27 protein-coding genes are annotated in these 25085 nt (G+C 68.6%); 12 read left to right on the top strand and 15 right to left on the bottom strand.

The window, feature by feature from the left end; genetic code table 11:
- Positions 1-70 precede the first annotated feature (70 nt).
- Complete coding sequence (locus tag ACW14X_RS18280; protein ID WP_160026766.1) at positions 71-340, bottom strand: MoaD/ThiS family protein; 270 nt, start codon at positions 338-340, stop codon at positions 71-73.
- A gap of 122 nt (positions 341-462) precedes the next feature.
- Here ACW14X_RS18280 and ACW14X_RS18275 point away from each other — a divergent pair, with 122 nt between their 5' ends.
- Genes ACW14X_RS18275 through ACW14X_RS18265 form a run of 3 tightly spaced genes read left to right on the top strand, consistent with a single transcriptional unit; the run spans position 463 to position 3017 of the window.
- A complete protein-coding gene (locus ACW14X_RS18275) occupies positions 463-1209 on the top strand; it encodes a response regulator transcription factor (protein WP_457162894.1) in 747 nt (248 codons plus the stop codon).
- Positions 1210-1218: 9 nt separating this feature from the next.
- Entirely contained in the window at positions 1219-2037 is an 819-nt protein-coding gene (mshD, locus tag ACW14X_RS18270; protein WP_457162893.1) for a mycothiol synthase, read from the top strand.
- Between the two features lie 11 nt (positions 2038-2048).
- Positions 2049-3017, top strand: coding sequence for an ADP-ribosylglycohydrolase family protein (locus ACW14X_RS18265; protein WP_457162892.1), 969 nt, complete (start codon positions 2049-2051; stop codon positions 3015-3017).
- On the opposite strand, the gene ACW14X_RS18260 is transcribed toward ACW14X_RS18265, so the two are convergent.
- The 4 genes from ACW14X_RS18260 to ACW14X_RS18245 form a co-directional block, all read right to left on the bottom strand.
- On the bottom strand, positions 2942-3367 hold the full coding sequence (locus ACW14X_RS18260; protein ID WP_457162891.1) for a hypothetical protein: 426 nt from the start codon (positions 3365-3367) through the stop codon (positions 2942-2944). The two genes, ACW14X_RS18265 and ACW14X_RS18260, sit on opposite strands and share 76 nt — an antisense overlap.
- A gap of 225 nt (positions 3368-3592) precedes the next feature.
- Complete coding sequence (gene ygfZ / locus ACW14X_RS18255; RefSeq protein WP_457162890.1) at positions 3593-4552, bottom strand: CAF17-like 4Fe-4S cluster assembly/insertion protein YgfZ; 960 nt, start codon at positions 4550-4552, stop codon at positions 3593-3595.
- Positions 4549-4980 (bottom strand): Fur family transcriptional regulator, encoded by a 432-nt coding sequence (locus ACW14X_RS18250; protein ID WP_160026760.1) that lies wholly within the window; start codon positions 4978-4980, stop codon positions 4549-4551. The genes ygfZ and ACW14X_RS18250 overlap by 4 nt, the downstream gene beginning before the upstream one ends.
- A gap of 5 nt (positions 4981-4985) precedes the next feature.
- The gene (locus tag ACW14X_RS18245) at positions 4986-5489 is read right to left on the bottom strand and encodes an FABP family protein (RefSeq protein WP_091045857.1); all 504 of its coding nucleotides are present in this window, start codon (positions 5487-5489) and stop codon (positions 4986-4988) included.
- A 60-nt stretch (positions 5490-5549) separates the two neighbouring features.
- On the opposite strand from ACW14X_RS18245, the gene ACW14X_RS18240 reads away from it, so the two are divergent.
- Entirely contained in the window at positions 5550-5909 is a 360-nt protein-coding gene (locus tag ACW14X_RS18240; RefSeq protein ID WP_350842075.1) for a DsrE family protein, read from the top strand.
- Between the two features lie 104 nt (positions 5910-6013).
- Positions 6014-8659: a hypothetical protein gene (locus ACW14X_RS18235; protein WP_160026758.1), complete on the top strand. Its 2646-nt coding sequence runs from the start codon at positions 6014-6016 to the stop codon at positions 8657-8659.
- 89 nt (positions 8660-8748) lie between these two features.
- Here ACW14X_RS18235 and ACW14X_RS18230 read toward each other — a convergent pair whose 3' ends face one another.
- The 3 genes from ACW14X_RS18230 to ACW14X_RS18220 all read right to left on the bottom strand — a co-directional run bounded on the left by ACW14X_RS18230 (position 8749) and on the right by ACW14X_RS18220 (position 11168).
- Positions 8749-9795: an alpha/beta hydrolase gene (locus ACW14X_RS18230; protein ID WP_457162889.1), complete on the bottom strand. Its 1047-nt coding sequence runs from the start codon at positions 9793-9795 to the stop codon at positions 8749-8751.
- A gap of 645 nt (positions 9796-10440) precedes the next feature.
- Positions 10441-10716, bottom strand: coding sequence for a hypothetical protein (locus ACW14X_RS18225; protein ID WP_457162888.1), 276 nt, complete (start codon positions 10714-10716; stop codon positions 10441-10443).
- Positions 10717-10736: 20 nt separating this feature from the next.
- On the bottom strand, positions 10737-11168 hold the full coding sequence (locus ACW14X_RS18220; protein WP_457162887.1) for a hypothetical protein: 432 nt from the start codon (positions 11166-11168) through the stop codon (positions 10737-10739).
- Between the two features lie 127 nt (positions 11169-11295).
- Here ACW14X_RS18220 and ACW14X_RS18215 point away from each other — a divergent pair, with 127 nt between their 5' ends.
- The 3 genes from ACW14X_RS18215 to ACW14X_RS18205 all read left to right on the top strand — a co-directional run bounded on the left by ACW14X_RS18215 (position 11296) and on the right by ACW14X_RS18205 (position 15197).
- Positions 11296-13491 (top strand): RNA degradosome polyphosphate kinase, encoded by a 2196-nt coding sequence (locus tag ACW14X_RS18215; protein ID WP_457162886.1) that lies wholly within the window; start codon positions 11296-11298, stop codon positions 13489-13491.
- Between the two features lie 82 nt (positions 13492-13573).
- Positions 13574-14191 (top strand): DUF47 family protein, encoded by a 618-nt coding sequence (locus tag ACW14X_RS18210; RefSeq protein WP_160026753.1) that lies wholly within the window; start codon positions 13574-13576, stop codon positions 14189-14191.
- Between the two features lie 4 nt (positions 14192-14195).
- Positions 14196-15197 carry an inorganic phosphate transporter gene (locus ACW14X_RS18205; protein WP_160026752.1) on the top strand — a complete coding sequence of 334 codons (1002 nt, stop codon included), beginning with the start codon at positions 14196-14198 and terminating at the stop codon, positions 15195-15197.
- Between the two features lie 101 nt (positions 15198-15298).
- Here ACW14X_RS18205 and pstB read toward each other — a convergent pair whose 3' ends face one another.
- The 5 genes from pstB to ACW14X_RS18180 all read right to left on the bottom strand — a co-directional run bounded on the left by pstB (position 15299) and on the right by ACW14X_RS18180 (position 20332).
- On the bottom strand, positions 15299-16072 hold the full coding sequence (pstB, locus tag ACW14X_RS18200; RefSeq protein WP_141801331.1) for a phosphate ABC transporter ATP-binding protein PstB: 774 nt from the start codon (positions 16070-16072) through the stop codon (positions 15299-15301).
- 9 nt (positions 16073-16081) lie between these two features.
- On the bottom strand, positions 16082-17137 hold the full coding sequence (gene pstA, locus ACW14X_RS18195; protein ID WP_457162885.1) for a phosphate ABC transporter permease PstA: 1056 nt from the start codon (positions 17135-17137) through the stop codon (positions 16082-16084).
- On the bottom strand, positions 17134-18090 hold the full coding sequence (gene pstC, locus ACW14X_RS18190; protein WP_201451212.1) for a phosphate ABC transporter permease subunit PstC: 957 nt from the start codon (positions 18088-18090) through the stop codon (positions 17134-17136). Before pstC ends, pstA begins: the two co-directional genes overlap by 4 nt.
- A 100-nt stretch (positions 18091-18190) precedes the next feature.
- Positions 18191-19288: a phosphate ABC transporter substrate-binding protein PstS gene (locus ACW14X_RS18185; RefSeq protein ID WP_160026750.1), complete on the bottom strand. Its 1098-nt coding sequence runs from the start codon at positions 19286-19288 to the stop codon at positions 18191-18193.
- A gap of 177 nt (positions 19289-19465) precedes the next feature.
- Complete coding sequence (locus ACW14X_RS18180; RefSeq protein WP_457162884.1) at positions 19466-20332, bottom strand: NUDIX hydrolase; 867 nt, start codon at positions 20330-20332, stop codon at positions 19466-19468.
- A 50-nt stretch (positions 20333-20382) separates the two neighbouring features.
- On the opposite strand from ACW14X_RS18180, the gene ACW14X_RS18175 reads away from it, so the two are divergent.
- Positions 20383-21516, top strand: a complete 1134-nt coding sequence (locus tag ACW14X_RS18175) for a hypothetical protein (protein ID WP_457162883.1) — start codon at positions 20383-20385, stop codon at positions 21514-21516.
- Positions 21517-21521: 5 nt separating this feature from the next.
- Here the strand turns inward: ACW14X_RS18175 and ACW14X_RS18170 are convergent, their stop codons facing one another.
- Both ACW14X_RS18170 and ACW14X_RS18165 read right to left on the bottom strand, forming a co-directional pair.
- Complete coding sequence (locus ACW14X_RS18170) at positions 21522-21668, bottom strand: hypothetical protein (RefSeq protein ID WP_165111317.1); 147 nt, start codon at positions 21666-21668, stop codon at positions 21522-21524.
- A 240-nt stretch (positions 21669-21908) separates the two neighbouring features.
- Positions 21909-22112, bottom strand: coding sequence for a cold-shock protein (locus ACW14X_RS18165; protein ID WP_045548871.1), 204 nt, complete (start codon positions 22110-22112; stop codon positions 21909-21911).
- A 451-nt stretch (positions 22113-22563) separates the two neighbouring features.
- Between ACW14X_RS18165 and ACW14X_RS18160 the strand changes: the two genes are divergently transcribed.
- The 3 genes from ACW14X_RS18160 (at position 22564) to ACW14X_RS18150 (ending at position 25077) form a co-directional block, all read left to right on the top strand.
- Positions 22564-23466, top strand: coding sequence for an NADP-dependent oxidoreductase (locus tag ACW14X_RS18160; protein ID WP_457162882.1), 903 nt, complete (start codon positions 22564-22566; stop codon positions 23464-23466).
- 68 nt (positions 23467-23534) lie between these two features.
- Positions 23535-24596 carry an alkene reductase gene (locus tag ACW14X_RS18155; RefSeq protein ID WP_457162881.1) on the top strand — a complete coding sequence of 354 codons (1062 nt, stop codon included), beginning with the start codon at positions 23535-23537 and terminating at the stop codon, positions 24594-24596.
- 13 nt (positions 24597-24609) lie between these two features.
- On the top strand, positions 24610-25077 hold the full coding sequence (locus tag ACW14X_RS18150) for a MarR family winged helix-turn-helix transcriptional regulator (protein WP_457162880.1): 468 nt from the start codon (positions 24610-24612) through the stop codon (positions 25075-25077).
- The last annotated feature ends 8 nt before the right edge of the window (positions 25078-25085 follow it).

Raw genomic sequence — 25085 nt, 5'->3', positions numbered from 1 at the left:
GAGCCTGCCCGCCCCGGCAGGCCCTTACGCAGGTGAGTCGCCGGGTGCGGGCTCCCCAGCCCTCTGCGACCTAACCGCCGGCGAACGGCGGAAGGAACTCCACCGTCGACCCCGGTGGGACCTCGATCCCGCCGGGGTCGCCCGTACCCGCCGGGCGGTCACCGATCAGTGCCGAGCAGACCTTCAGGACCTCCGGAAGGCGGGTGTCGGCATGCAGCTCCGCGGCGCGGCGTACGACTTCTGCCAGCGTCAACGGGCCGTCCACCTCGAACCGGTCGGACGGAGTCCCGGCCGCTGACTTGGCCGCGGCCCAGTAGCGGACCTCTATAACATTCGTCACTTTCTCGTGGACATCCTTCCTATGTCACCGCGAGGTTTCGTTAATATGGTGCAACGATCACCTCACCGAGGCTCAATGTTGCGTTTCGGTGCTCCTCTTTCTCTGACCGAGAGGCACCCCCCATGAGCTCGCTTCTGTTGTTGACCAGTTCGCTCCAGCCTTCGGCAGACGTCCTTCCCGGGCTCTCGCTCCTTGGCCACCAGGTGAAGATCCTTCCTGCTGAAGGTAGCGCGCTTCTCGAGGCGCCGGACTCCGACCTGCTGCTCGTCGACGGCCGGCAGGACCTCGCCCAGGCCCGTGACCTGTGTCGTCTGATCCGCACCACCGGCACCGACATCCCCGTTCTGCTGATCGCGACCGAGGGTGGCCTCGCCGTCGTCGCCCACGACTGGGGCATGGACGACGTCGTGCTGCACACCTGCGGCCCGGCCGAGCTCGAGGCCCGGATCAAGCTCGCGATCGGCCGCATCTCGGCGGCCCGCGAGGCCTCCGACCCCGAGGCCCACGTCATCCGCTCCGGCGAGGTCGTCGTCGACGACGCCACCTACACCGCCAAGATCGGCGGCCGCCCGCTCGACCTGACCTTCAAGGAGTTCGAGCTCCTGAAGTTCCTCGCCCAGCACCCGGGCCGCGTCTTCTCCCGCCAGCAGCTGCTGCAGGAGGTATGGGGCTACGACTACTTCGGCGGCACCCGCACCGTCGACGTCCACGTACGTCGCCTGCGCGCCAAGCTCGGCCCGGAGAACGAGACCCTCATCGGCACCGTCCGCAACGTCGGCTACCGCTTCGTGCTGCCGTCGAAGAACAACGATGCCGCCGCCGACGGCGCCCGGCTGACCCCGTCTCCTCGCCTGGGGGCCGACGCCTAGGCTGCTCCCATGGCACTCACCGTCGATCAGGTCCTGGCCATCGCGAAGGCGACCGAGGCGTACGACGGCGTGGCGCCGCTCGACGAGGCGACCCTCCTGACGCTGCGCAACCGTCCGGAGGCCGCCACGATCTGGGGTGACGTACGCGGCTTCGGGCTGATGATCGGCACCGAGCTGTCGCTGGTGGTGCTGACCCAGCATCGCGGCGTCGGCCTGGGTCGCCAGCTGCTGCTCCGAGCGCCGTCGCTTCCCGCCGGGACGACGGCGTGGTCGCACGGCGACAACCCGGCGGCTGCCAGGCTGGCCGCCACACAGGGGTGGGACCGCACCCGTGAGCTGTGGGTGATGCGGCGCCCTGTCGCCGGTCTGCCGCCCGCTCCGGAGGCTCCTGACGAGATCGTCGTACGCGGCTTCGAGGCCGGCGACGAGTCCGAGCTGCTCCGGGTCAACGCTGCCGCCTTCGCGCACCACCCCGAGCAGGGATCGCTGGACGAGGCCGGGCTGCGGGAGCGGATGGCGGAGTCGTGGTTCGACGCGTCGGGGCTGGTCACCGCGTGGGAGGGCGAGAAGCTCCTGGCGTTCCACTGGACCAAGCGCCACAGCGATACCGAGGGCGAGGTCTACGTGGTCGGGGTCGATCCCGCCGCCCAGGGTCGCGGCCTCGGCAAGCTGGTCACCCTCCTCGGGCTGAACCATCTGGCTGCTGTCGGCGTCGAGCGGATCCATCTCTATGTCGAGGGCGACAACACCCCGGCCGTACGCCTCTACGAAGGCCTCGGTTTCACCCGTGCCGCGGCGGACACGCACGTCCAGTACACCCGCGGCTAGTCTTCGGTCGCGTGAAGCTGACCGAAGCGCAGAGTGACCGGGCCGTCGGGGCCATCGTCGGAACCGCGGTGGCGGATGCGCTCGGGGCTCACTACGAGTTCGACCGCCCTCGGCTCGGCCCGGACGAGACGGCGCAGATGCTCGGCGGTGGGCTCGGCCCGTTCGCGCCCGGGGAGTGGACCGACGACACGACGATGGCGTGGTGCATCCTCGAGGTCGCCGCGAGCGGTCTCGACCTGCGTACCGAGGAGGGGCTGACCGCCGTCGCCCGCAACTTCCGGACGTGGGCGGAGTCGGACCCGAAGGACATCGGCAACCAGACCGCCCGGGTGCTCGACACCGCCGGGCCCGCGCCGACCGCCGCGCAGCTGCGACACGTCTCGGAGAAGCTGCACGAGACGACCGGACACACGGGAGGCAACGGCTCCCTGATGCGGACTGCGCCCGTCCCGCTCCGCTATCTGGGCGACCGCCCGGCCGTCGCCGAGGCCGCCGCCGCGGTGAGCGCCCTGACCCACTGGGACGAGCACGCCCGGTCCGGTTGCGTCCTGTGGTCCCTGGCGATCGAGCACGCGGTGATGCACGGCGAGCTCGACGTACGCTCCGGCCTCACCCTCCTCTCCCCCGCCGAGGCCACCTTCTGGACCGAGAAGCTCGACGAGGCCGAGACCGCGCCGCCGGCGACCTTCAATCCCAACGGCTGGGTCGTCACCGCGCTGCAGGCCGCGTGGTCCTCGATCGCCCAGACTCCCGCTGCCGGTCCCGAGCACTACGTCGAGGCCCTCAACACCGCGATCCGGATCGGCAACGACACCGACACCGTCGCCGCCATCGCCGGTGGCCTCCTCGGCGCCCGCTGGGGCGCCACCGCCATCCCGGCCGAGTGGCGCGGGCTCAGCCACGGCTACCCCGGCATCCCCGGAGACTTCCTGGCCACGCTCGCCCTCGACGCCGTGGCCGCCGGGCTCGCTGGCTCCTGAGCGCTCAGCCCGGCCGCGCCGAGGACCAGTAACAACGCCATCACGCTGAGAGCCCCGGTGAACAGCAGCGCCGCACCCAGCCCGGGCAGGTAGTCCAGCAGCTGCTCGGAACGAGCGACCCAGACCGCGAACAGGCCCGTGCCGACGGCGGAGATGATGCCCATGACGGTCCCGATGCCTTTGAGGAACAACAGCGGTATCCCGACAAGCACGAGACACCCGAGAATCATGGACGGAAGGTAGACGTCCACGGTCATCGCGAACCCGTGGCCAGCCTCGAGATCCAGCATCGGGTCGCTCGATGGGGTCAGGAAATACAGGCCGCGTACGAGAACGATCCACGCGATCACGAGCGGTATCCCAGCCATCACTCGGAGGCCCCATCCGGGATCTCCCGAGCGACTCGGTGCCGCGCCGGGATTCGTGGCGGCGCCGGGTTCAGTCTCAGACATGGCGGGAGCATCCCAGATCGGCCTACGCCCTATCTGGGTTTCCCCGAACCCTTCACAAGTGTCGGCGAGGCGGCTGAGTCGGGCGAACGAACTTTCATTCGCCGCCAGGCTCCACCCGGCCGATCAGCGGAGCGGGCGGATGTGGAGGCCGATCTCGGGGTCGACGAGGACCTCCTGAGAGGCCGGCATCCCGTCGACGACGAGCTGCGCGTCCACAGGTACGTTGCGCTTGACCAGCCCCAACGCGATCGGGCCGAGCTCGTGGTGACGTGCCGATGAGCCGATGAAGCCGACCGTCTTCTCACCGAAGACCAGCTCGGAACCAGCGGCGGGCAGCCGGTTCTCCGAGCCGTCGAGGTGGAGCAGCACCAGGCGCCGCGGCGGGCGGCCGAGGGTGTGGACGCGGGCGACGGTCTCTTGGCCGCGGTAGCAGCCCTTGTCGAGATGGACCGCGTACTCCGGGCCGACGGTCTCCTCCGAACCCGGCACCCAGCCGACCTCGTTGGGGATCGTGCGTGTGTCGGTGTCGACGCCGAACCGCGGCTCACCGCGCTCGATCCGCAGAGCCTCGAACGCCCAGAGCCCGCAGGCGGGACCCGCGGCAGCGGCGTACGTCTCCAAGGACTCGCGCGGGACGAACGAGTAGCCCTGCGAGGGACGCCAGACCGAGGCCTGTGACGGCTCCGCGGTCACGGTCACGTCGGACCAGAACTTCATCCGCTCCAGATAGGCGACCAGAGCCTCACCGGCACCGGGCTCGGTCCACGCCAGGAAGGAGGAGCCATCGTCGACGCCGGAGAAGAAGTGCTCGACATGTCCCTGCGGCGACAGGATCAGGGCCGAGGTCCAGACCCCGGGCTCCAGCCCCTCGAAGGCCTGCGAGGTCAGCGAGTGCAGCCAGGTCAGCCGGTCGGGACCGGCGATCCGAAGGACGTCACGGTGGGAGAGGTCGACGAATCCCTCGCCGGAGGCCAACGTCCGCTGCTCCAGGTTGAACGACCCGTAGTGCGCGGCGACGGGTGCGTCAGCACCATCGCCGGCGACGGCACCGGGCAGGGACAGAAGCGGGCTGGCAGTCATCATGGCTCCTCAGAAGAACAGTCGACGCACGCCCCGAAGACAGTCAGATGAGCGACATCCACCTCGAAGGCGTACTCCTCGCGCAGCCGCTCGCTGATTCCGTCGGCCACTGAGGGGTCAACACTGGTGACCTTCTGACACTTCCTGCAAACCGCATGAAAATGCGGACGGCCGGAGACCGAATGGTAGGTCGAGGCCCGCTCGCCCAGGTGGGCGTGGCGCACCAGTCCCAGCTCCTCGAGCACCTCGAGGTTGCGATAGACGGTGGAGAGGTTGATCGCCGAGGACGACTCGCGTACGACCGCGAGCACCTCCTCGGGGGTGGCGTGGCGCAGCCGCTCGATGGCGCCGAGGACCAGCTCGCGCTGGGGCGTGAGTCGATAGCCCTTCGCCCGAAGGGCCTCGCGCCAGTCCTCAGCCGCCTCGGTCATCGCGACTACTTGTTGACGCGCTTGAGCCGCGCCCACAGGTGCGGCTGCAGCGCCTGGCCCATCGCGGCCATGTCGAAGGCGTAGAGAAGGTCGCCCTCGACGTTGCCGTAGAGGCGCTTGCCGGCGGTGTATTCCTTCGCGGTCTCCGTGCGAGCGACCGCATCGGTGGTGAGGTCGAGCTTGCCGCCCTCGGCCTTCCCGTACCAGACCTCGACGATGCCGGTGTTGTGCGTCATCACCCACTCGACCTCGCCCTCGGGGCGGAAGCGTACGAAGCCGGTCTCCAGCGCAGCGTCGCGCACCTTCTCGCCGGTCTCGGGGTCGATGATCCACGAGCGCGCGAAGTAGTGGAAGAACGGTCGCCCGTCGTGGGTGAAGATCAGCTCCTGCCCGAACTCGAACTTGTCGATCGTCGGATAGTCACCGTGTCCGTTGCCCTGCCAGGTGCCGAGCATCCACGCACAGGGACCGGCATCGGGGTGAAGGTTCTCCGGAAGTTCGAAAGCCACACGCCGAGTTTAGGCCGTACGTCGGCTACGACCCGAAACGCAAGCGCTAGTGTGCTCGGCATGCAAGAACTCGTGGTGAAGGTGACCGTGGGCGCCGAGGCGCCCGAGCGTACGAACCAGGCCTTCACGGTCGCCTCCGCGGCCGCGACCGCCGGCGCGAAGGTGTCCCTCTGGCTCACCGGTGAGGCGACCTGGTTCGCGGTCCCCGGGCGCGCTGAGGAGTTCAAGCTCGAGAACGCGGCGCCGCTGCAGGAGCTGATCGGACTGGTCCTCGAGTCCGGCCAGATCACCGTGTGCAGCCAGTGCGCGTCCCGTCGCGACCTCTCCGAGGAGGACCTGATCGACGGCGTGATCATCAAGGGCGCGTTCGTGTTCGCGGAGGAGATCCTGCGCGACGGCGTGCAGGCCCTCGTCTACTGAGACCTCCCTTACCAGAACTACACCAATGTAGTTCCAGGTAGCAGGCGTGTTAATCCTGTCGGAGACTCCACACACCGCCTACTTCGCCGTTAGCATTCACCCTCGTGAGCACGCAGACCCCCAGTGGCAAGTGGTGGAGCCGTGATTCGGCCGCCCAGCCGGGTGACGACGAGGACCTGACGGCGCGCGCTGCGGAGTTGGCCCGCGCCGCTGCCGCAGCCGAGTCACTTCGCATCGCAGCCGAACAGGCGGCCGCCGAGCAGGCGGCCGAGCGGCTGGTGGCCGAGGAGTCCGCCGCCCAGCACGCGACCGCCCGCGCGAAGGCGGACGAGACCGCCAAGCTGCACGCCGAGCTGGCCGCCGACGCCCACCAGGCGCGCGAGGTCGCGGAGAAGGCAGCCGAGGAGTACGCCCGCGCCCGGGTCGAGGCCGAGAAGCTCGCCGACACCCGTGCCAAGGAGCGCGCCGAGGCCGAGGAGGCCGCCCTCGCGAGGGGCAAGGAGCTGGAGGCGGCCGAGCGCCGCCTTCTCGATGCCGCCCGCGTCGCCGAGGAGCAGGCCACCGCCCGCACCGAGGCCGAGGAGGCCGCCCGCGCCAAGGCCGAGGAGGCCGCCGCCGCGGCCGCTTCCGCCGCGGAGGCCCACACCAAGGCGGCCGAGCACGCCGAGCTGGCCCAGGCCGCCTACGCCGCGCGCAGCGTCGCGGAGGCAGCCGCCGAGGACCGGCTCGAGGAGATGGACGAGCTTCGCGACGCGCTGGCGGCAGCCGAGAAGGCTGCCCGCAAGGCCGCGGACGAGGCCCGTGCCGCCTACGAGGCACGCAGCGAGGCGGAGGCCGCCGCCGAGGCCGCCTACACCGCCCGCGCCGCGGCCGACACCCGATCCGAGGAGCTCGCGCGGATGCGCGAGGAGGCCGACGCGGCCGCAGCCGGCCGGGCCGATGAGGCGCTGGCCGCGTTCACCGCGCGCCAGGCCGCCGAGCAGGCCGCCAACGACCGGGCGACCGAGGCCGAGAAGGCTGCCGCCGCGCGCATCACGGCCGAGGAGTCCGCGGTCGCGATGGCGACCCAGGCCGAGCTCGCCGAGCAGGCCCGCAAGGAGGCCGAGGCTGCGGCCGAGGCCGCCTACGCCGCTGCCGAGGCGGCCGCGACCGCCCGCGCCGAGGCCGAGGAAGCGGCGAAGGAGGCCTTCGAGGAGCGGAAGGCCGCCGACGCCAACGCCGAGGACCACGCGATGACTCGTGCCGCGGCCGAGGCCACGGCGGCCGACCAGTACGCCGTGGCAGCCGAGGCGCTGGCCGCGCGCACCGAGGCGGAGGAGGCCGCGCTGCGCGCCTTCAAGGCCGCCGACGCCGCCAACGACGCCCGGCTCGAGGCCGAGAAGAGCGCGAAGCAGTACGCCGAGTTCGCCGCTGCCGCCGCGCACGAGGCCAACGAGAACGAGGAGCGCTACCGGCAGCTCACCGAGCTCGCCTCCCAGGCCGAGCAGGCGGCCGAGTCCGCCAACCTCGCCCGGATGGCGGCCGACCAGCGCGCCTCCGAGCACGCCGATCTCGCGGTACAGGCCCTGGAGGGTCGCCGCGCCGCCGAGCGCGCCGCTACCGAGGCCAACGAGGGTCGTCGCGCGGCGGAGTCCGCGCTGCGTACCGCCCACGAGTCGATGACCGAGCTCATCACCGGCCAGGCTCGCGAGCGCGAAGAGGCCGAGCGCCGGATGACGGAGATGATGAACCGTCTCGCCGACGTCCAGGAGCAGGCCGCCGAGGCCGTACGCCTTCGGGCGGAGGCCGAGGAGGTCGCCGGCCAGAAGGCGATCGACCGTCAGGCTGTCGAGGCCTCGATCCTGCACAACACCCAGCTGGTCGAGCAGGCCATCGTGGACCGGCAGATCGCCGAGCGCCGCAGCGCCCAGCTCGCCAAGCAGCTCGCCGACCTGCGCGAGGCCGTCATGCTCGCGGTCAAGGGCGGCAGCACCAACAAGCGTGCGATGCAGGCCCTGGAGCTCACCCTCGCCGCGACCCCGTCGCCGCCCGAGGCGCAGTTCCCCATCCCCGACGCTCCTGACGAGCCGCTCGTGGTCGAGCCCCTCGCGCCGGTCGCGCGCACTCCGTTGGTCGAGCCTGTCGAGACCACCGCCCCCGCGCCGGTCGACTCACCGGCAGCGCCGACGGCCGGTCCTCCGACCGCACCCGTGACGCTGCCCGAGCGGCAGACCGGCAAGAAGCAGGCCAACAAGTCGCAGTCCCAGGGCTCGCCCGCGCAGCCGGCGGACCTGCCCGACACCCCGAGCGACTCCCTCCCCCAGCGCTCGAGCGGCTGGCTGGCGGCGGTCAAGCTCGCCGAGTCCGGCAAGTTCCCCGGTGCCAAGATCCCCGGCGCCGGCAGCTCCGTGCCCGAGGCCGCCGCGACTGCCGACGACGCACCTGCCGACGAGTCGGAGGGCGAGCCGGTCGGCACCAAGCGGCTCACCGTCCGCACCTTCAGGCCCGAGGACGGCTCGCTCATGACCGAGAGCACCGTCACGGTCACCGAAGAGGGCGTGCTCGACGTACGCAAGGACGAGCAGACCCACACCTACGACCTCTACGACACCCACACCGACATCACCATCAAGGGTGAGCCGGCCGCCGACGAGTGGGTCGTCGAGTTCAACACCGACGAGGCGGGTGCGGTCCAGGTCGACAAGTCGATGGTCGACCCCGAGGCGTTCCAGCGCGAGGTGCTCCGCTGGCGCCCTGACATGGCTGGCTGAGCGGGCTTGTTGGGATACCCGGTTAACCGGGTATTCCTGCACTTCTCAGGCGTTGCAACACCTGAGAAGTGCAGGAAACGCCAGAGAAGTCAGAGGTTGTCGCGCAGGACGTGCGCGATCTCGAGCACGGCGGCGCGTGCCGTACGCCCGGCGCCGACCACGTTCAGGAACCCATGGATCTGGTCGTCGAAGCGCCGGTGCACGACCTTGACCCCGGCCTCGTCGAGCTTGGCGGCGTACGCCTCGCCCTCATCGCGCAGCGGGTCGAAACCCGCTGTCGCGACGTACGCAGGGGCGATCCCGGTCGCCGGGATCTCCGCGTACAGCGGAGCGTGGCGCGGATCGCGGCGGTCGATGCCCTCGGGCAGGTAGTTGTTCGTGGCGGCCGCGATGAAGTCGGCGGTCAGGTAGAAGCCCTCGCTGAGATCCTCGCGGCTGCGGGTGTTCGCCTCCGACTGCGTCACCGGGTAGATGAGCAGCTGGAACGCGCAGTCCTCACCGACGGCGAGCGCGACCCCGGCGGCCAGGTTGCCGCCCGCGGAGTCACCGCCGACCCCGATCCGGGCCGGGTCCGCACCGAGCTCGGCCGCATGCTCGACCGCCCACCGGAACGCCGCTACCGAGTCGTCGTACGCCGCCGGGAACGGTGACTCTGGAGCCAGCCGGTAGTCGATCGAGAGCACCTTGACGCCGGACTCGCTGGCCAGCAGCCGGCAGGGAGCGTCGTGGCTGTCGAGGTCACCGAAGATGAAGCCGCCGCCGTGCAGGAAGACCAGCAGCGGCGCGTTGCCCGAGGCACCCTCCGGGACGTAGAGCCGCGCCTTCAGCCCCGCGGCCCAGAGCTCGCGTACCGACCCGATCTCCTGACGACCGCCCCCGAGCTGCGACTGCCGCAGCAGCGCCACCCTCCCCTTCGGGATCGGCAGCGTCGACGGGTCCGGCTCCCCCGACACCTTCATCAGCGCGAGCATGATCTGCGTGTCCACCGCGAGCGTCTGCCCGTCGTACGTCACCGGCTTGCCGACCAGCCGCCGCTGCACCGGAGCCGGGAGGTTCAACGCCGCCGTGAACGCGGGCCGCTTCACCGGCACCAGCAGCGGATCGATCAGGGACGACGCACGCGCGAGAATCGACATGCGCCCAAACTACCCGCTAGTAGGGACATCGTGTAACAGGTAGTTCGCCAGACGACCCGAGTCCGCCAAGCGGCGCCCTTGCATGCGGTCGCTGGATTTCTACCACCTTCTCGCCGTGATGGCCCCGATCGCGGAAGGTGTTCGCCCAACAGCGAGCAGGCGTCATGACGCCCCCAAGCCGTACACGTGCCTACCCGCTCAGATACGTCGACTGAAGCCGCCAAGTCCCGGGCGAACGAAAATTCGTTCGCCCGCTCGCGCTCGACTGCGCCCTCGGTCCCCTGTCGCATCGACCATCGCCTCGATCACGCTGCGGCTGAACTCGCTCTCCTTGTCCGGGGCAACGACCGTAATCAGGTACAGGCCGTCCGCGACCAGAGTGACATCGTACGGCTCGAATCGACCCCGACGGCGACCGTACGGGTCCTCGAGCGCAGTAACCGCAATCGAGCCAGCGTCGGAGCGGCGATACATCAAGCACAGTGGCCCCTGCGATCCGCACTCCATCCGCGCGGCCCCCCGAGCCGAGCCCTTCGATCTCGACCGTCATGTTCGGCCATCGCTCTCCCCACTCCGAGATGAAGCGCGCGATCTTCAGATCGATCGGCCCCGAGCTGATCAGGACGTGATCACATCCCGTGACCATCAGCCGACGCCCACCGCGGCAAGTAGGTCCTCCAGCAGATCGTCTGTGAGGTCTTCGATAGCTCGTCGCTCCTTCTCGCCATACGGCCCGGTCGTCCCGAGCATTGCTCGATACAGGGACGGCAAAGCCCCCACCGTCGCGCCGCGCAGGACTCCGCCATTCGCCCTCCAACGATGGGATGCGAGTTCGATCTCACCCCGGAGAGCAGCGAGCGCCGCTGAGTCGATCCCGCTCCCAATTCTGATCTCGGCCGCGAACTCGATGAGTTGCTCCACCAGAGAATCGTCACTCGACGTCATTCGACCCCACCGAACCCGGCGAACGCCGTGAACCGGTAGCGGTTCTCCTCGGCATCGAAGACGACATCGATCTCGCGGGCACGCAGCCCGAACTGATTCTCCGCCCATCGACACATCGCGACAGCCAACCCTTCTACCTGGAAGTCCGTCTCGACGAAGGTGACGTCGTCAACCGTCACGTGCACCGCGTGGCGGTGGCGACGGACGACATCAGCAGCAACCGTCGTCCAACCAGCACGCAACGCATCGACATGATCGAGCGCCAGCCCGGCCGCGGCCCCAGAGAACTCAAGGGTCGTCGCGCCGCCACCATCGGCAGAGCGATCGACCGGGTCGCCGTATCGAACCTTCGCGGTGATGGAGATCCAGATCCCCCAAGAGGACCGCAGGACCTTGAAGACGTACGTACTCCACGTCTCGTCCACCATCTGTCCACCTCCCTGGTCGAACCTGGGCGGCTCCGGCGTCGCCCGACGCCGCAACCTACTGCGCGAGAGCGAGACGTACCGTGGAATCGACGGTTTCAAACACCCGCTCGGATGAAAGACTGGCCTCATGAGTCTCGACCCGCAGGCCCCCACCCGCTCGGCCGAGGACACCGTGAGCCTGACCGCGGTTCCCGACCAGCCGTTCGACGTCGAGCCCGAATACATCCCCGATCACGAGGCGCTGGCTGAGGTCGAGAAGTACGAGGACAGATTCCTCGACCGGGAGCTGTCCTGGCTGCGGTTCAACGAGCGGGTGCTGGAGCTGGCGGAGGACGAGACGCTGCCGCTGCTGGAGCGCGTCCGTTTCCTGGCGATCTTCACCTCCAACCTGGACGAGTTCTTCATGGTCCGGGTGGCGGGCCTGAAACGGCGGATCGCGGCGGGGGTGGCGGTCAAGGCCGCTTCCGGGCTGATGCCGCGTGAGGTCCTCGAGGTGATCTGGCGTACGACCCGGGAGCTCTCCGAGCGGCATGCCGCGGTGTTCCGCGGCAAGATCAAGCCGGCGCTGCTCGAGGAGGGCATCCAGCTGCTGCACTGGGAGGACCTCACCCCCGAGGAGGTCAAGGCCTGCAAGAAGCTGTTCAAGGAGCGGGTCTACCCGGTGCTGACGCCGCTCGCGGTGGACCCGGCCCACCCCTTCCCCTACATCTCCGGACTCTCGCTCAACCTCGCCGTCCGGCTGAGGGACCCGAAGACCAAGAAGAAGCACTTCGCCCGGGTGAAGGTACCGCCGATCTTCAGCCGCTTCGTGCCGCTGGGCAACGACCGCTTCGTGCCGCTCGAGGAGGTCATGAGCGAGCGTCTGTCCAAGCTCTTCCCGGGGATGGAGATCCTCGAGGTGCACACCTTCCGGGTCACCCGAAACGAGGATCTCGAGGTCGAGGAGGACGACACCGAGAATCTCCTCACCGCGCTGGAGAAGGAGCTGCTCAGGCGGCGCTTCGGCCCTCCCGTACGCCTCGAGGTGCAGGAGTCGATGACCGACTCGACGCTCGACCTGCTGGTCTCCGAGCTCGGCATCTCCGACAAGGAGGTCTTCCGGCTGCCCGGTCCGCTCGACCTTCGTGGGCTGCACGGCATCGCCGACATCGACCGCGAGCAGCTGAAGTATCCGGCCTTCGTGCCGAGCACCCACCCGGCGCTCGCGCCGGTCGAGAGCGCCGCGCCGGTCGACGTCTTCAAGGCGGCCCGTCGTGGTGACGTACTCCTGCAGCACCCCTACGACTCGTTCGCGACCAGCGTGCAGCGCTTCATCGAGCAGGCCGCGGCCGACCCGCGGGTGCTGGCGATCAAGCAGACCCTCTACCGGACCTCCGGCGACTCCCCCATCATCGACGCCCTGATCGACGCCGCCGAGGCAGGCAAGCAGGTGCTGGTGCTGGTCGAGATCAAGGCGCGCTTCGACGAGGTGGCCAACATCCGCTGGGCGCGCAAGCTCGAGCAGGCCGGCTGCCACGTGGTCTACGGCCTCGTCGGCCTGAAGACCCACTGCAAGCTGGCGATGGTGGTGCGCGAGGAGCCCGACGGCACGATCCGTCGCTACACCCACATCGGCACCGGCAACTACAACCCGAAGACCTCCAGGCTCTACGAGGACATGGGGCTGATCACCACCAACGAGGGGATCGGCGAGGACGTCGCCCACCTGTTCAACAACCTGTCCGGCTGGAGCCGGGAGGCGACGTACGAACAGCTCCTGGTCGCCCCCGGCAACGTACGCAACGGCCTGATCGAGCAGATCCACGCCGAGATCGCCCACCATCTGGCGGGGCGGCCGGCGAGGATCCGACTCAAGGCCAACTCGGTGGTCGACGAGGCCATCATCGACGCGCTCTACCTGGCCTCGCAGGCGGGCGTGCCGGTCCAACTGCTGGTGCGCGGCATCTGCGCGCTCCGTCCGGGCGTGGAGGGGCTGAGCGAGACCATCGAGGTGCGCTCGATCCTCGGCCGCTTCCTGGAGCACTCACGGATCTTCTGGTTCGAGAACGGCACCGCCGACGACGGGGACGGACCGAGCGCCTGGATCGGCTCGGCCGACATGATGCACCGCAACCTCGACCGCCGGGTCGAGGCCCTCGTACGTCTCCCCACCCCCGATCTCGTGGCCGAGGTCGGCGCACTGTTCGACCTGGCATTCGAACCGACCACGGATGCCTGGCTCCTCGGCCCCGACGGCACCTGGACCCGCAACCACGCTGCCAACCATCTCCAAGCGATGTTGATCACTCGACAGCGCCAGCGCAGGCGTGCCGCGGCGGGCTAAGACACGCCCTGGCTTTCGTCGTGTCAAGCGGACTCGCCTAACATGAGCCCGCAGGTCTGCCTCATCCAGCCAGGAGCCCCCCGTGCGTTTCCGAATCCGCCCGGTCGACACGTCGTTCTACGACCTGTTCACCGAGTCCGCCAACCACCTCGTAGGCGGTGTCTCGCTGCTCGCCGAGATGCTCAGCGACACAGCCGATCGCGAGGACGTCGCGCGACGGATGCGCGACGCGGAGCACGCCGCTGACGAGACCACCCACGAGATCGTCAAGAAGGTCAACTCGACCTTCGTCACGCCCTTCGACCGCGAGGACATCTACGCCCTCGGCTCCGGTCTCGACGACGTGATGGACTCGATGGACGAGGTTGTCGACCAGATCTTCGTCTACGGCGTCAACATCCTGCCCCCGGAGCTCTCCGACCAGGTCACCGTGCTCCAGCGCTGCGCCGAGCTGACCGCGGCGGCCATGCCCAAGCTGCGCTCGATGAAGGAGCTCGCCGAGTACTGGATCGAGATCAACCGTCTCGAGAACCAGGGCGACAAGAACCACCGTCGCATCCTCGCCAAGCTCTTCTCCGGTGAGTACGACGCGATGGAGGTCCTCAAGCTGAAGGACATCGTCGAGTCCCTCGAGGACGCGATCGACGGCTTCGAGAAGGTCGCGAACACCGTCGAGCAGATCGCCGTCAAGGAATCCTGACACCGTGGAACTTGCCATCGTCATCGCGGTGGTCGTCGTCGCCCTGGTCTTCGACTACACCAACGGCTTCCACGACGCCGCCAACGCCATCGCGACCTCCGTCTCCACGCGCGCGCTCACGCCACGCATCGCCCTCCTGCTCGCGGCGGTGATGAACTTCGTCGGCGCGTTCCTGGGCCAGAAGGTCGCCCACACCGTCTCCGACACGATCACCCCACCATCAGGGGCACATGGTCTGACCGTGGTGATGGCCGGCCTGCTCGGCGCGATCGCCTGGAACATGATCACCTGGTACTTCGGTCTTCCCTCGTCCTCGTCACACGCCCTCATCGGCGGTCTGGCCGGCTCGGCGATCGCCGCCGGCGCGTTCGTCAACTGGATGACGGTGCTGGAGAAGGTCGTCATCCCGATGTTCGTGTCCCCGGTCGTCGCCTTCAGCCTCGGCTTCGGCGTGATGCTCGCGATCATGTGGATCTTCCGCCGCGCCAACCCGCACAAGGCACAGAAGGGCTTCCGGATCGCCCAGACGATCTCGGCCGCCGCGATGGCGCTCGGCCACGGCCTCCAGGACGCCCAGAAGACGATGGGCGTCATCTTCCTCGCCCTGGTCACCGGTGGCTTCCTCACGGCCGACGACGACCTCCCGTTCTGGGTGATCGCCGCGGCCGCGACCGCCATCTCCCTCGGCACCATGTCCGGCGGCTGGCGCATCATGCGCACCCTCGGCCGCCGGATCATCCACCTGGACCCGTCCCGCGGCTTCGCCGCCGAGTCGGTCGCCGCCTCGGTGCTCTACTCCACGGCGTACATCTGGGAGGCCCCGATCTCGACGACCCACACGATCACCTCGGCGATCATGGGTGTCGGTGCGACCAAGCGGTTCTCCGCCGTCCGCTGGGGTATCGCGAAGTCCATCGTCGCCGCCTGGATCTTCACCTTCCCCGCAGCCGGCGGCGTGGCAGCCCTGACCTACCTGCTCTGCCACTTCGTTTTCCAGCTGCCGTAAAACCCGCGCCGAGTCGGCGCATCTGACCCCGTGTCTCGCGAAGCGAAGCGAGCGAGAGGGGTCGGATGCGCCGACTCGGCAGTTCTGTGCTCAGCCCCAGGTCACCCGAAGCGCCCAGAGATGTACGCCTCGGTGTCCGGGTTGTCCGGCTTGGTGAACATCTGCTTGGTGGGGTTGAACTCCACCAGGTGGCCCGGCTGGCCGGCGGCCTTCAGGTTGAAGAAGCCGGTGTCGTCGGAGACACGGGCGGCCTGCTGCATGTTGTGCGTGACGATCACGATCGTGTAGTCGGACTTCAGCTCGTGGATGAGGTCCTCGATCGCAGCGGTCGAGATCGGGTCGAGAGCCGAGCACGGCTCGTCCATGAGCAGCACCTCCGGCTGGACCGCGATCGCACGGGCGATGCAGAGCCGCTGCTGCTGACCACCGGACAGGCCCATGCCGGGCTTGCCGAGACGGTCCTTAACCTCGTTCCACAGGTTGGCGCCGCGCAGCGCGCTCTCCACGATCGAGTCCGCCTCGGACTTCTTGATCCGCTTGGAGTTGAGCTTGTTGCCGGCGAGCACGTTGTCGTAGATCGACATCGTCGGGAACGGGTTGGGCCGCTGGAAGACCATGCCGACCTTGCGGCGCACGGCCACCGGGTCGACGTTCGGCCCGTAGATGTCCTGGCCGGCGATCTGGATCTTCCCCTCCACGTACGCGCCGGGGATGACCTCGTGCATCCGGTTGAGGGTGCGCAGGAAGGTCGACTTGCCGCAGCCGGAGGGCCCGATGAAGGCGGTCACCGACTTCGGCTTGATGGACATGGAGACGTCCTCGACGGCCTTGAAGTCGCCGTAGAAGATGCTGGCGTCCTTGACTTGAATGGACATGTGTTTCTCCTAGCGCCCGGTCTTGGGGGCGAAGATCGTGCCGACGATACGGGCGATGAGGTTGAGGACCATGACGAGGATGAAGAGCACCAGTGCTCCACCCCAGGCGTACTCGACGCCCTTCGCCGTGGCCTCGGACAGCTGGGTGTAGATGAAGACCGGCACGGTCATCATCGGGCTGTCATCGAAGGCGCTGGTGTTCATGTTCGGGTTGAAGCCCGAGGCGACCAGCAGCGGCGCGGTCTCACCGATCACTCGCGAGATCGAGAGCACGACACCGGTGACGATGCCGCCGATCGCGGTCGGGAGCACCATCTTGGTGATGGTGCGCCACTTCGGCACACCGAGGGCGTACGCAGCCTCGCGCAGGTCGTCGGGGACCAGCTTCAGCATCTCCTCGGTCGAGCGGACGACGGTCGGGATCATCAGCAGCGAGAGCGCGATACCGCCGCCGAAGCCGAAGCGCGTGCCCGGTCCGACGAGGAGGGTGAAGAGCGCGAACGCGAACAGGCCGGCGACGATCGACGGGATGCCGGTCATCACGTCGACCAGGAAGGTGATCGTCTTGGCGAGGCGGTTGCCCTTGCCGTACTCGATCAGGTAGATCGCGGTCATGATGCCGATCGGGATCGAGATCACCGCGGCGATGCCGGTGACGATCAAGGTGCCGATCAGTGCGTGGTAGAGACCGCCCTGCTCGTCGCCGGTGACCGAACGCATCGAGTAGGTGAGGAACTCCGGGCTGAGGGTCGCGGCGCCCCTGGAGACAACCGTGTAGACCAGCCAGATCAGCGGGATGACCGCGACCGCGAAGGACGTCCACACCAGACCGGTGACGAGCTTGTCGGTCGCCGAGCGCCGGTTCTCCACCAGCAGCGCCCACAGCGGGTAGCCGATGAGGAACCCGAGCACGGCGATGACGGCTGCCCCGACGATGCCCACACCGAGCACCAGGGCCAGGCCGCCGAGGGCGACCGCGGCGACGCCGACCAGCCACTGGGCACCACGCGGGAGCGTGGCGTGGGACAGCTGCGGCTCGTTCAGAGAAGGTTCGGTGTTGGTCACTTGGCCCTCCCTCGGGCGACGATCCAGCGGGCGAGCGCGTTGACCAGGAAGGTGAAGGCGAACAGCACGAGGCCGGTCGCGATCAGCACGGAGAGCCGGTCCGGCGTGCTCTCCTTGTAGCCCTGGGCGATGTGCGCCGCGATGGTCTGTGGGTTGTTGGTGCCGATGATGAACAGCGAGATGAGCACCTTCGGCGAGACGATCATCGCGATCGCCATGGTCTCGCCGAGAGCTCGGCCGAGGCCGAGCATGACCGCGGAGACCATGCCGGAGCGGGCGTAGGGGAAGACCGCGTAGCGGATCATCTCCCAGCGCGTCGCGCCGAGCGCCAGCGCCGCCTCCTCGTGCAGTCGCGGCGTCTGCGCGAAGACCTCGCGGCAGATCGAGGTGATGATCGGCAGGATCATCACGGCCAGCACGATCGCTGCGGTGAACAGCGTACGGCCGTTGCCGGAGGGCTGGCCGTCGAAGAACGGCAGCCAGGCCATGTTCTCGGAGAGCCAGGCATGGGCCGGCACCAGGTACGGACCGAGCACCACCGCACCCCACAGGCCGAAGACGACCGACGGGACCGCGGCGAGCAGATCGATGACGTACGCAACGGGGGTGGCGATCCGGCGCGGGGCGTAGTGGCTGATGAAGAGCGCGATCGCCACGCTGAAGGGGACCGCGACGATCAGGGCCAGCACGGCCGCGTACATGGTCGCGAACAGCAGCGGCACCACCAGGCCCAGGAACGAGCCCTGGCCGGCGTAGTGCTGCTCGTCCACGCTGAAGCCCGGGATGCCCTCGATGCCCAGGAAGATGAAGACGGCTGCCAGCGCCACCATGATGAGAGTGGCGGCGATGACGGCGAGGCCTCGGAAGACGACATCACCCATCGAGCCACGGCCGGACAGCTCCGACTTCGGGTCAACGCCAGGGTCGGCGCCGGGGTCAGCGGCGACAGTCACAAGGCATTCCTCGACTTTCTTGTTTCGGTTCTCAAGACAGCCGTACGGGCGGCGGCCGCAGCCACCGCCCGAACGGCGATCAGATCAGACGTACCGGCACTTACTTGATGCCGCCGACCAGGTCGAGAGCCTTGTCGGCGGTCTCACGGTCGAGCGGTGCGGAGCCGGCCTCCTCGGCGGCGACCTCCTGGCCCTCCTCGGAGAGGATGTACTCCAGGTAGCCCTTCACGTTGGCCGCGTCCTCGGCGTTCTCGTAGGTCGGGCAGGCGAGCAGGTACGAGACCAGCACGACCGGGTAGACGCCGGCCTCGGTGGTCGTGCGGGCGACCTCGACGGCCATGTCGTTGTCGCTGGTGCCGACCGGCTTGGAGGCGGCCAGGATCTTGGCAGCGGCCTCGGCGGTCGGCTCGACGAAGTCCTCGCCGACCTTGACCTTGACCGTGGTGAGGTCGTTCTCGCGCGCCGCGGACTCGTCCATGAAGCCGATGTAGCCGGCACCCTGCATGGCGGTCACGACACCGGAGGTGCCGTCGCCGCCCTCGCCACCCTTGATGGAGGCGGGCCACTCACCCGAGGGCTCCTCGGCCCAGCCACCGGCGGCCGCGAGGTACTCGGTGAAGTTCTCCTGGGTGCCGGAGTCGTCGGAGCGGTGGACCGGGGTGATCGCGGTGTCCGGGAGCTTGGCGTCCGGGTTCGTGGCGGCGATCGCCGGGTCGTTCCACTTGGTGATCTTGCCAGAGAAGATGCTGGCAATCGTCTTGGCGTCGAGGTTGAGCTCGTCGACACCCTCCAGGTTGAAGACGACGGCGATCGGCGAGACGTAGCCCGGGACCTGGATCGGGTCCGCGCCGCACTGCTCCTTGGCCTTCGTCAGCTCGCCCTCGTCGTCGTTGAGAGCGGAGTCGGTGCCGGCGAAGAGGTAACCACCGGTGATGAAGCCCTCACGACCCGAGCCGGAGCCCACGGGCTCGTAGACGACGCTGAGGTCGGGGTTGGCGTCCTGGATGCCGGCGACCCATGCCGCCTGGCCCTTTTCCTGCGAGGAGGCTCCGCCACCCTTGATGGTGCCCGAGAGGGTGCCTTCCCCGTCGCTGCCGCTGTTCTGCTCGTTGGCAGCACCGCAGGCGCTGATCGCAAGAGCAAGGGCCGCAGCCGTGATGCCCGGGACGAGTGCCCGGCGCAGCGAGGTGGTGTTCACGCAAGTCTCCTGATTGATGATGCAGTCGATTCGGAGTTGTCGCGATGACCGTAGGGAGCCGAGGTGGACGGGAAACTCGGTGAAGGTGAACACAGGCTGAACGAGGAACACAAAGTCGGTGGCAAATCAGTGTCAGTTCCGGGCACAGGAGATGAACAGGCAGGCCTCAAGCCTCTGTTAGACCTGAAATGCCTCAACAGCACGCACTTCACCCGCGCGCACGTGCAGCACCATCAGCTCGCCCTTCGCCAGCTTCGGGTCACGCATCCCCAGCCCCTCGAAGACCCACGGCAGCACCGGCCGGTGCGTGCAGATCACCGTCGGAACGGCCAGGTCACGCAGGGTGTCGGCAGCCAGGGCCGACACGCTACCTTCCTCCGCACCCTCCTCGCTCAGCAGTCTCATCTGCTCAGACGCGAGGCCGGCGAGCCCGGCGTACGGCGCGACTGACTGCGTGCAGCGAACGCTCGGCGAGGTGATCACCCGGCGGATGTCGTAGGCCATCAGCAGGCCGGCCAGAGTGACCGCCTGGGCCCGGCCGGTGTCGTCGAGCGGCCGCTCCGGGTCCTCCCGGGACCAGGCCGAACGGCCGACGGCCGAGGCGTGACGGAGGACCACCAGGGGCGTGGTGGGCTCGCGTACGTCCTCGGCCTGCTGCAGCGTCGCCCGATCGTGCGGGTAGGTGAGCCGCTGGCGCGCCTCGTCCACCGGCAGCCACTCGACGTCGTCGATCTCGTCGTTGATCAGGTAGCCCTCGACATCGTCGTCGGTGCCCACAGCGGTGCGGCCGACCCAGTAGTGGACCACCTTCTGCCCCGCATCGACGGGATAGCGCTGCTGCTGGAGCGGGCGACCGAGCGCGACCCTCAGGCCGGTCTCCTCACGCACCTCCCTGATCGCGGCCACCGGCACCGTCTCGCCGGGGTCGACCTTCCCCTTGGGAAAGGACCAGTCGTCGTACTTGGGTCTGTGAACCAGCGCCACCTCCGACAGGTCGTCGTGCTCGCGAAAAACCACTACGCCGGCGGCCGGGATCTCGGGCATGCGCACAGGGTATGTCGAGAAGGCGGCTGATTCGTCTAAGGTTCCTCGCAATGCTCCGGACCCCCCAGCTTCTCAGCCGCCCCAGGACGTGGGCAGGCCACTCATCCCGAGTCGTACGCGCCCACCCCTTGGTGACCATCGCGGTGGGCGTCGTCGTCGTTGCGCTCGTCATCTTCCTCGCCCGCGCATGGGCGACGCGCGGGGGCGACCTCGACGAGGCCCTGCGGCTGGCCCCAGCCGAGGCGACCCGGGTCTCCTTCACCGACTGGACGGGAATCCGCGAGAGCGTAGGTGCCGACCTCGACGCCGACTCCACACCGGAGGAGGTCCACGAGATGATCGACGAGGCCTATACGAAGGACCTCACCTCGACCTCGGTGCTTCCCGACGCCTCCGGCCTGCTGCAGCAGCACTTCGGCTGGTCGCCCGCGACCCTCGACTGGGAGCTCTACACCCAGTCGACCGAGGGAGCGCTCATGGTCGGGCACCTCGAGGACATGGACGCCGACCATCTCGTCGAACAGCTCACCTCGATGGGGTTCACCGCTCCCGAGGACGACCCCGCGGACGGTGGTGTCTGGGACGGCACCCTGGTCCCGTTCTCCAGCTTCACGGACTCCGGCATCGACTCGACGATCAGCCCGCAGCTCACCTACATCGCCTTCCTGCCCGAGGATGACCTCATCCTCGCCTCGGACGGCCGGCGATATCTGAGCGACCAGGTCGAGAGCCTCGGCGACGGCGACCTGCACGAGCCGATGACGGACGCCGCCGACCGGCTCGGCAACCCTCTCTCGGCGTTCGTGTACGACGGCGACTTCACCTGCACCGAGATCGGGCTGGGCGGAGCCTCGGCCGCTGACCAGGACCAGGCAGACGGCCTCGTCGACGCCGCAGGCGGCATCAACCCGATCGCGGGCTTCGCCATGGCAGCCGAGTCGAACGGGGACGTACGTGTCGCCATGTCGTTCGAGAACGACGACCAGGCGCGTACGAACGCCGACACACGGGCCAAGCTCGCCGTCGGCCCGGCACCCGGCCAGGGCGGCACGTTCGACGAGCGGTTCGAGCTCGGTAAGGTCGCGGCCGAGGACGAGGTCGTCACCATGCAGCTGCGGCCGAAGGACGGCACGGCCGTGCTCTCCGACCTGGCGAACGGGCCGCTGCTCTTCGCGACCTGCTGACGTCCTTAGGGGATGATCCCGAGGATGCGGTCGATCTCCTCTTGGGAGAGGTGATCCTCGGACTCGCTGGCGGCGACGATGAGATTGGTCGTGAGCTCGACCTCGAGGAGCAGCTCGGGATCTTCCAGCGTCACATCGAACTGATCAGCCACGCTCGCCGCCTCCTCACGTCACGCTCACAAAGCCCGTCATCACATCATCGCCCAGTCCCGGTGGATCTGCGCGCTGATCCACCAAGAACCATCAAAAGTTGTCACATCAAGCGTGACACAGAAGCCTGAGAGGCCTCCAATCAGACCACGAGGCCCCAGCCGAACGGCTGGGGCCTCGTTGCAGATGATCAAATGTCGGCAGGTGCCGAACCCGAGATCGCCTTAGCTACTCATAGAGCCTCAGAGAGGGCGAACGTTCTCCGCCTGCGGGCCCTTCGGGCCCTGGGTGACGTCGAACTCGACCTTCTGGTTCTCGTCCAGCGACTTGTAGCCGTTGGTCTGGATAGCAGAGTAGTGAACGAAGACGTCGTCGCCGCCGTCCTCCTGCGCAATGAAGCCGAAACCCTTCTCGGCGTTGAACCACTTAACGGTGCCCTGAGCCATCTGCTCGTTACTCCTTAGTCGGGGCGAGAGGCCACCAGGTTCGGTAGCCCCGCATCAGGGGCGGGTGACACGTCGCTCCGACCTGTGTTCCCGGACCGGGGTCCGGGCGGGCACAGAGCAGAAACGCCGTTGGATCACAAACTCCGCAGGCGTCAGACCTTCTGGAACTTGCACCTGTTGCGGGAGTGACACTAGCAACTCACGCGCCTGTGCGAACCCCCCTTGACCGATCGTTTTACGCGCGAAGCGGTGAAGGTTGCGCAACAGAGCCGTGAAACGACCGCTCAGCGGGACGTACGACCACGGCTTCCGAGGCAGCTTCCGGCCCACGAGAGACCGGCCGTCTCCGTCCGCCGGCTCAATACTTGGCTAGCCACATGATTGCTGTTATGGTGAATATGTGGCTGGCCACATTATTCGCCAGAGCAACGCGACCCGAAGTGGAGTGTTCATGAAAGCGATCATTTTCGATGAGTTCGGCGGTCCGGATGTGCTGCGCGAGGCGGACGTCGAAGTCCCGCAGCCCGGCCGCGGCCAGGTCCTGCTACGCGTCAAGGCCGCCGGGGTGAACGCGCTGGACGGCAAGAAGCGCGCTGGGGTGCTCGAGGCCGTGTTCCCGACGACGTTCCCCGCCATCCCCGGTGCCGAGGTCGCAGGGGTGGTCGACGCGCTCGGTGAGGGCGTGAGCGACGTACAGGTCGGCGACGAGGTGCTCGGCTGGGCGGACACCGGCTCGTACGCCGAGTACGCCCTGGCCACCGCCGTGGCCCCTAAGCCCGCAGACCTCTCCTGGGAGGAAGCGGCCGCACTGCCGGTCGCCAGCGAGACCGCCGAACGGGTCCTGGACGAGCTGGGGGTGACCGCCGGGGAGACCGTGCTGATGCACGGTGCCTCCGGAGCGGTCGGCACCGTGGCCGTCCAGCTCGCGACCCGCGGTGCCCGCGTGATCGCCACGGCCGGCGCCTCGAACCAGGACTACCTCACCTCGCTCGGCGCGACCCCGACCACCTACGGCGAGGGACTGGTCGAGCGGGTGCGGGCCCTGGCTCCCGACGGCGTGGACGCGGTCTTCGATCTGGCGGGCAAGGGCGCCCTGCCCGATTCCATCACCCTGCGTGGCGGCACCGAGCGCATCGTCACCATCGCCGACTTCAGTGCGGGCGAGCTCGGCGTCGCGTTCTCGCCCGGCGGCGGAGACCACCCCGTCGAGCGCCTGGCCGCCGCGGCTCAGGACGCCGCGGCCGGAACGCTGACCACCACCGTCACGGCGTACCCGCTCGCCAAGGCGGCCGACGCCCAGCAGGCCAGCGACGCCGGACACGTACGCGGCAAGCTCGTCCTCACCGTCGACTGACCGCCCCGTCCCCCACCCACCTGTTGCGGTGGCCACCCGGGCCACCGCGTTCACCGAAAGAGACTCTCATGCTGGAATCCCTGTGGGCCCCGATCACCCTCGGCGGCACCTCACTGCCACACCGTCTGGTCATGGCCCCCATGACCCGTGACCGCTCCACCCCGGAGGGCGTGCCGACGGACCTGAATGCAGAGTACTACGCACAGCGCGCCTCCAAGGCGCTGATCATCACCGAGGGCACCCAGCCCTCCGCCGACGGCCAGGGCTACCTGCTCACCCCTGGTATCTACAACGACGACCAGATCGCCGGGTGGCGCAAGGTCACCGATGCGGTGCACGAGGCAGGCAGCCGGGTGTTCATCCAGCTGATGCACGTCGGCCGGATCTCTCACCCCGACAACACTCCGCACCACCGCCGGCCCGTCGCGCCCTCGGCGATCCGCCCAGCCGGCGTGATGTTCACCGCCTCCGGCCCTCAGGAGATGCCGGAGCCCCGTGCGCTCTCGACGCAGGAGGTCACCGAGACCGTCGAGGACTTCCGGCGCGCGGCCGCTGCGGCGGTTGCGGCGGGCGCGGACGGCGTGGAGATCCACGGCGCCAACGGCTACCTGATCCACCAGTTCCTCTCCGACAACGCCAACCAGCGCACAGACCGCTACGGCGGCTCGATCGAGGCCCGTATCCGCTTCGCGGTGGAGGTTGTCGCCGCGGTGGCCGACGAGATCGGCCCCGAGCGCACCGGCATCCGTATCTCGCCCGGAAACCCGTACAACGACATCGTCGAGTCCGACACCCACGAGCTGTACCCGGCGCTTGTCGAGGCGCTGCGCCCGATGGAACTGGCCTACCTGCACCTGCTGCATGGCGGCGACGAGGCGCTGCTCGACAGGCTCCGCGCGGAGTGGCCCGGCACCCTGATCCTCAACCGGCCCGGCGCCGACATCCCCACTCGCGCCAAGGACGTCGACAACGGCACGGCCGACCTGGTCTCCGTCGGCGCACTGGCGCTTGCCAACCCCGACCTGGTCGAGCGGCTGCGCGTCGGGGCAGAGTTGAACACACCCGACCCGGCGACCTTCTACGGTGGCGGAGCGGTCGGCTACACCGACTACCCCACCCACACCGGCTGAAGAAGCGGAGACCATGCCCGAGATTCCCACCACTGCCGCAGGCGGGCCGATGAGCTACGCGATCTTCCAACTCGCCCGCGCCCACCGCGCGTACGCCGGCGCCCTGCTGCGCAAGATGGACCTGCACCCCGGCCAGGAACTGCTCCTGATGCAGCTGCTGGACCGCGAAGGCCAGACCCAGTCCGAGCTACTCGAGAGCGTCGGCCTCGACCACTCCACCGTCTCCAAGTCCCTGCGCCGCATGCAGGAGGCGGGCCTGCTGGTCCGCGAACCGGCCGAGCACGACCGGCGGGTGATGGTCGTCCACCTCACGGACAAGGGCCGCGCCATGCGGGAGCCCATCACCGCTCTGTGGCAGAGCCTGGAGGGAGCCTCGGCGGGCACGCTGACCGAGGAGCAGGCAGCGGCGTTCGTCGAGACCGCCGCCGCGATCACCGACTCGATCAGCAGCCGTCCGCTGCCGCAAGAAGAGTCCCGCTGACCCTCAAC

The sequence above is a fragment of the Nocardioides sp. YJ-D4 genome (assembly GCF_054031495.1).
The sequence above is the reverse complement of the archived record's forward strand: the minus strand, read 5'-3'. Positions and strand labels throughout refer to the sequence as shown.

Bases quoted from the DNA above. Each gene is read 5' to 3' on its own strand.
- ACW14X_RS18180 (WP_457162884.1), bottom strand. From the start codon at position 20,332: ATGCCCGAGATCCCGGCCGCCGGCGTAGTGGTTTTTCGCGAGCACGAC.
- ACW14X_RS18220 (WP_457162887.1), bottom strand. From the start codon at position 11,168: ATGGTGGACGAGACGTGGAGTACGTACGTCTTCAAGGTCCTGCGGTCC.
- ACW14X_RS18165 (WP_045548871.1), bottom strand. From the start codon at position 22,112: ATGGCTCAGGGCACCGTTAAGTGGTTCAACGCCGAGAAGGGTTTCGGC.
- ACW14X_RS18160 (WP_457162882.1), top strand. From the start codon at position 22,564: ATGAAAGCGATCATTTTCGATGAGTTCGGCGGTCCGGATGTGCTGCGC.
- ACW14X_RS18150 (WP_457162880.1), top strand. From the start codon at position 24,610: ATGCCCGAGATTCCCACCACTGCCGCAGGCGGGCCGATGAGCTACGCG.
- ACW14X_RS18250 (WP_160026760.1), bottom strand. From the start codon at position 4,980: ATGACCGAGGCGGCTGAGGACTGGCGCGAGGCCCTTCGGGCGAAGGGC.
- mshD (WP_457162893.1), top strand. From the start codon at position 1,219: ATGGCACTCACCGTCGATCAGGTCCTGGCCATCGCGAAGGCGACCGAG.
- ACW14X_RS18175 (WP_457162883.1), top strand. From the start codon at position 20,383: ATGCTCCGGACCCCCCAGCTTCTCAGCCGCCCCAGGACGTGGGCAGGC.
- ygfZ (WP_457162890.1), bottom strand. From the start codon at position 4,552: ATGATGACTGCCAGCCCGCTTCTGTCCCTGCCCGGTGCCGTCGCCGGC.
- ACW14X_RS18215 (WP_457162886.1), top strand. From the start codon at position 11,296: ATGAGTCTCGACCCGCAGGCCCCCACCCGCTCGGCCGAGGACACCGTG.
- ACW14X_RS18275 (WP_457162894.1), top strand. From the start codon at position 463: ATGAGCTCGCTTCTGTTGTTGACCAGTTCGCTCCAGCCTTCGGCAGAC.
- ACW14X_RS18230 (WP_457162889.1), bottom strand. From the start codon at position 9,795: ATGTCGATTCTCGCGCGTGCGTCGTCCCTGATCGATCCGCTGCTGGTG.
- ACW14X_RS18155 (WP_457162881.1), top strand. From the start codon at position 23,535: ATGCTGGAATCCCTGTGGGCCCCGATCACCCTCGGCGGCACCTCACTG.
- ACW14X_RS18240 (WP_350842075.1), top strand. From the start codon at position 5,550: ATGCAAGAACTCGTGGTGAAGGTGACCGTGGGCGCCGAGGCGCCCGAG.
- pstB (WP_141801331.1), bottom strand. From the start codon at position 16,072: ATGTCCATTCAAGTCAAGGACGCCAGCATCTTCTACGGCGACTTCAAG.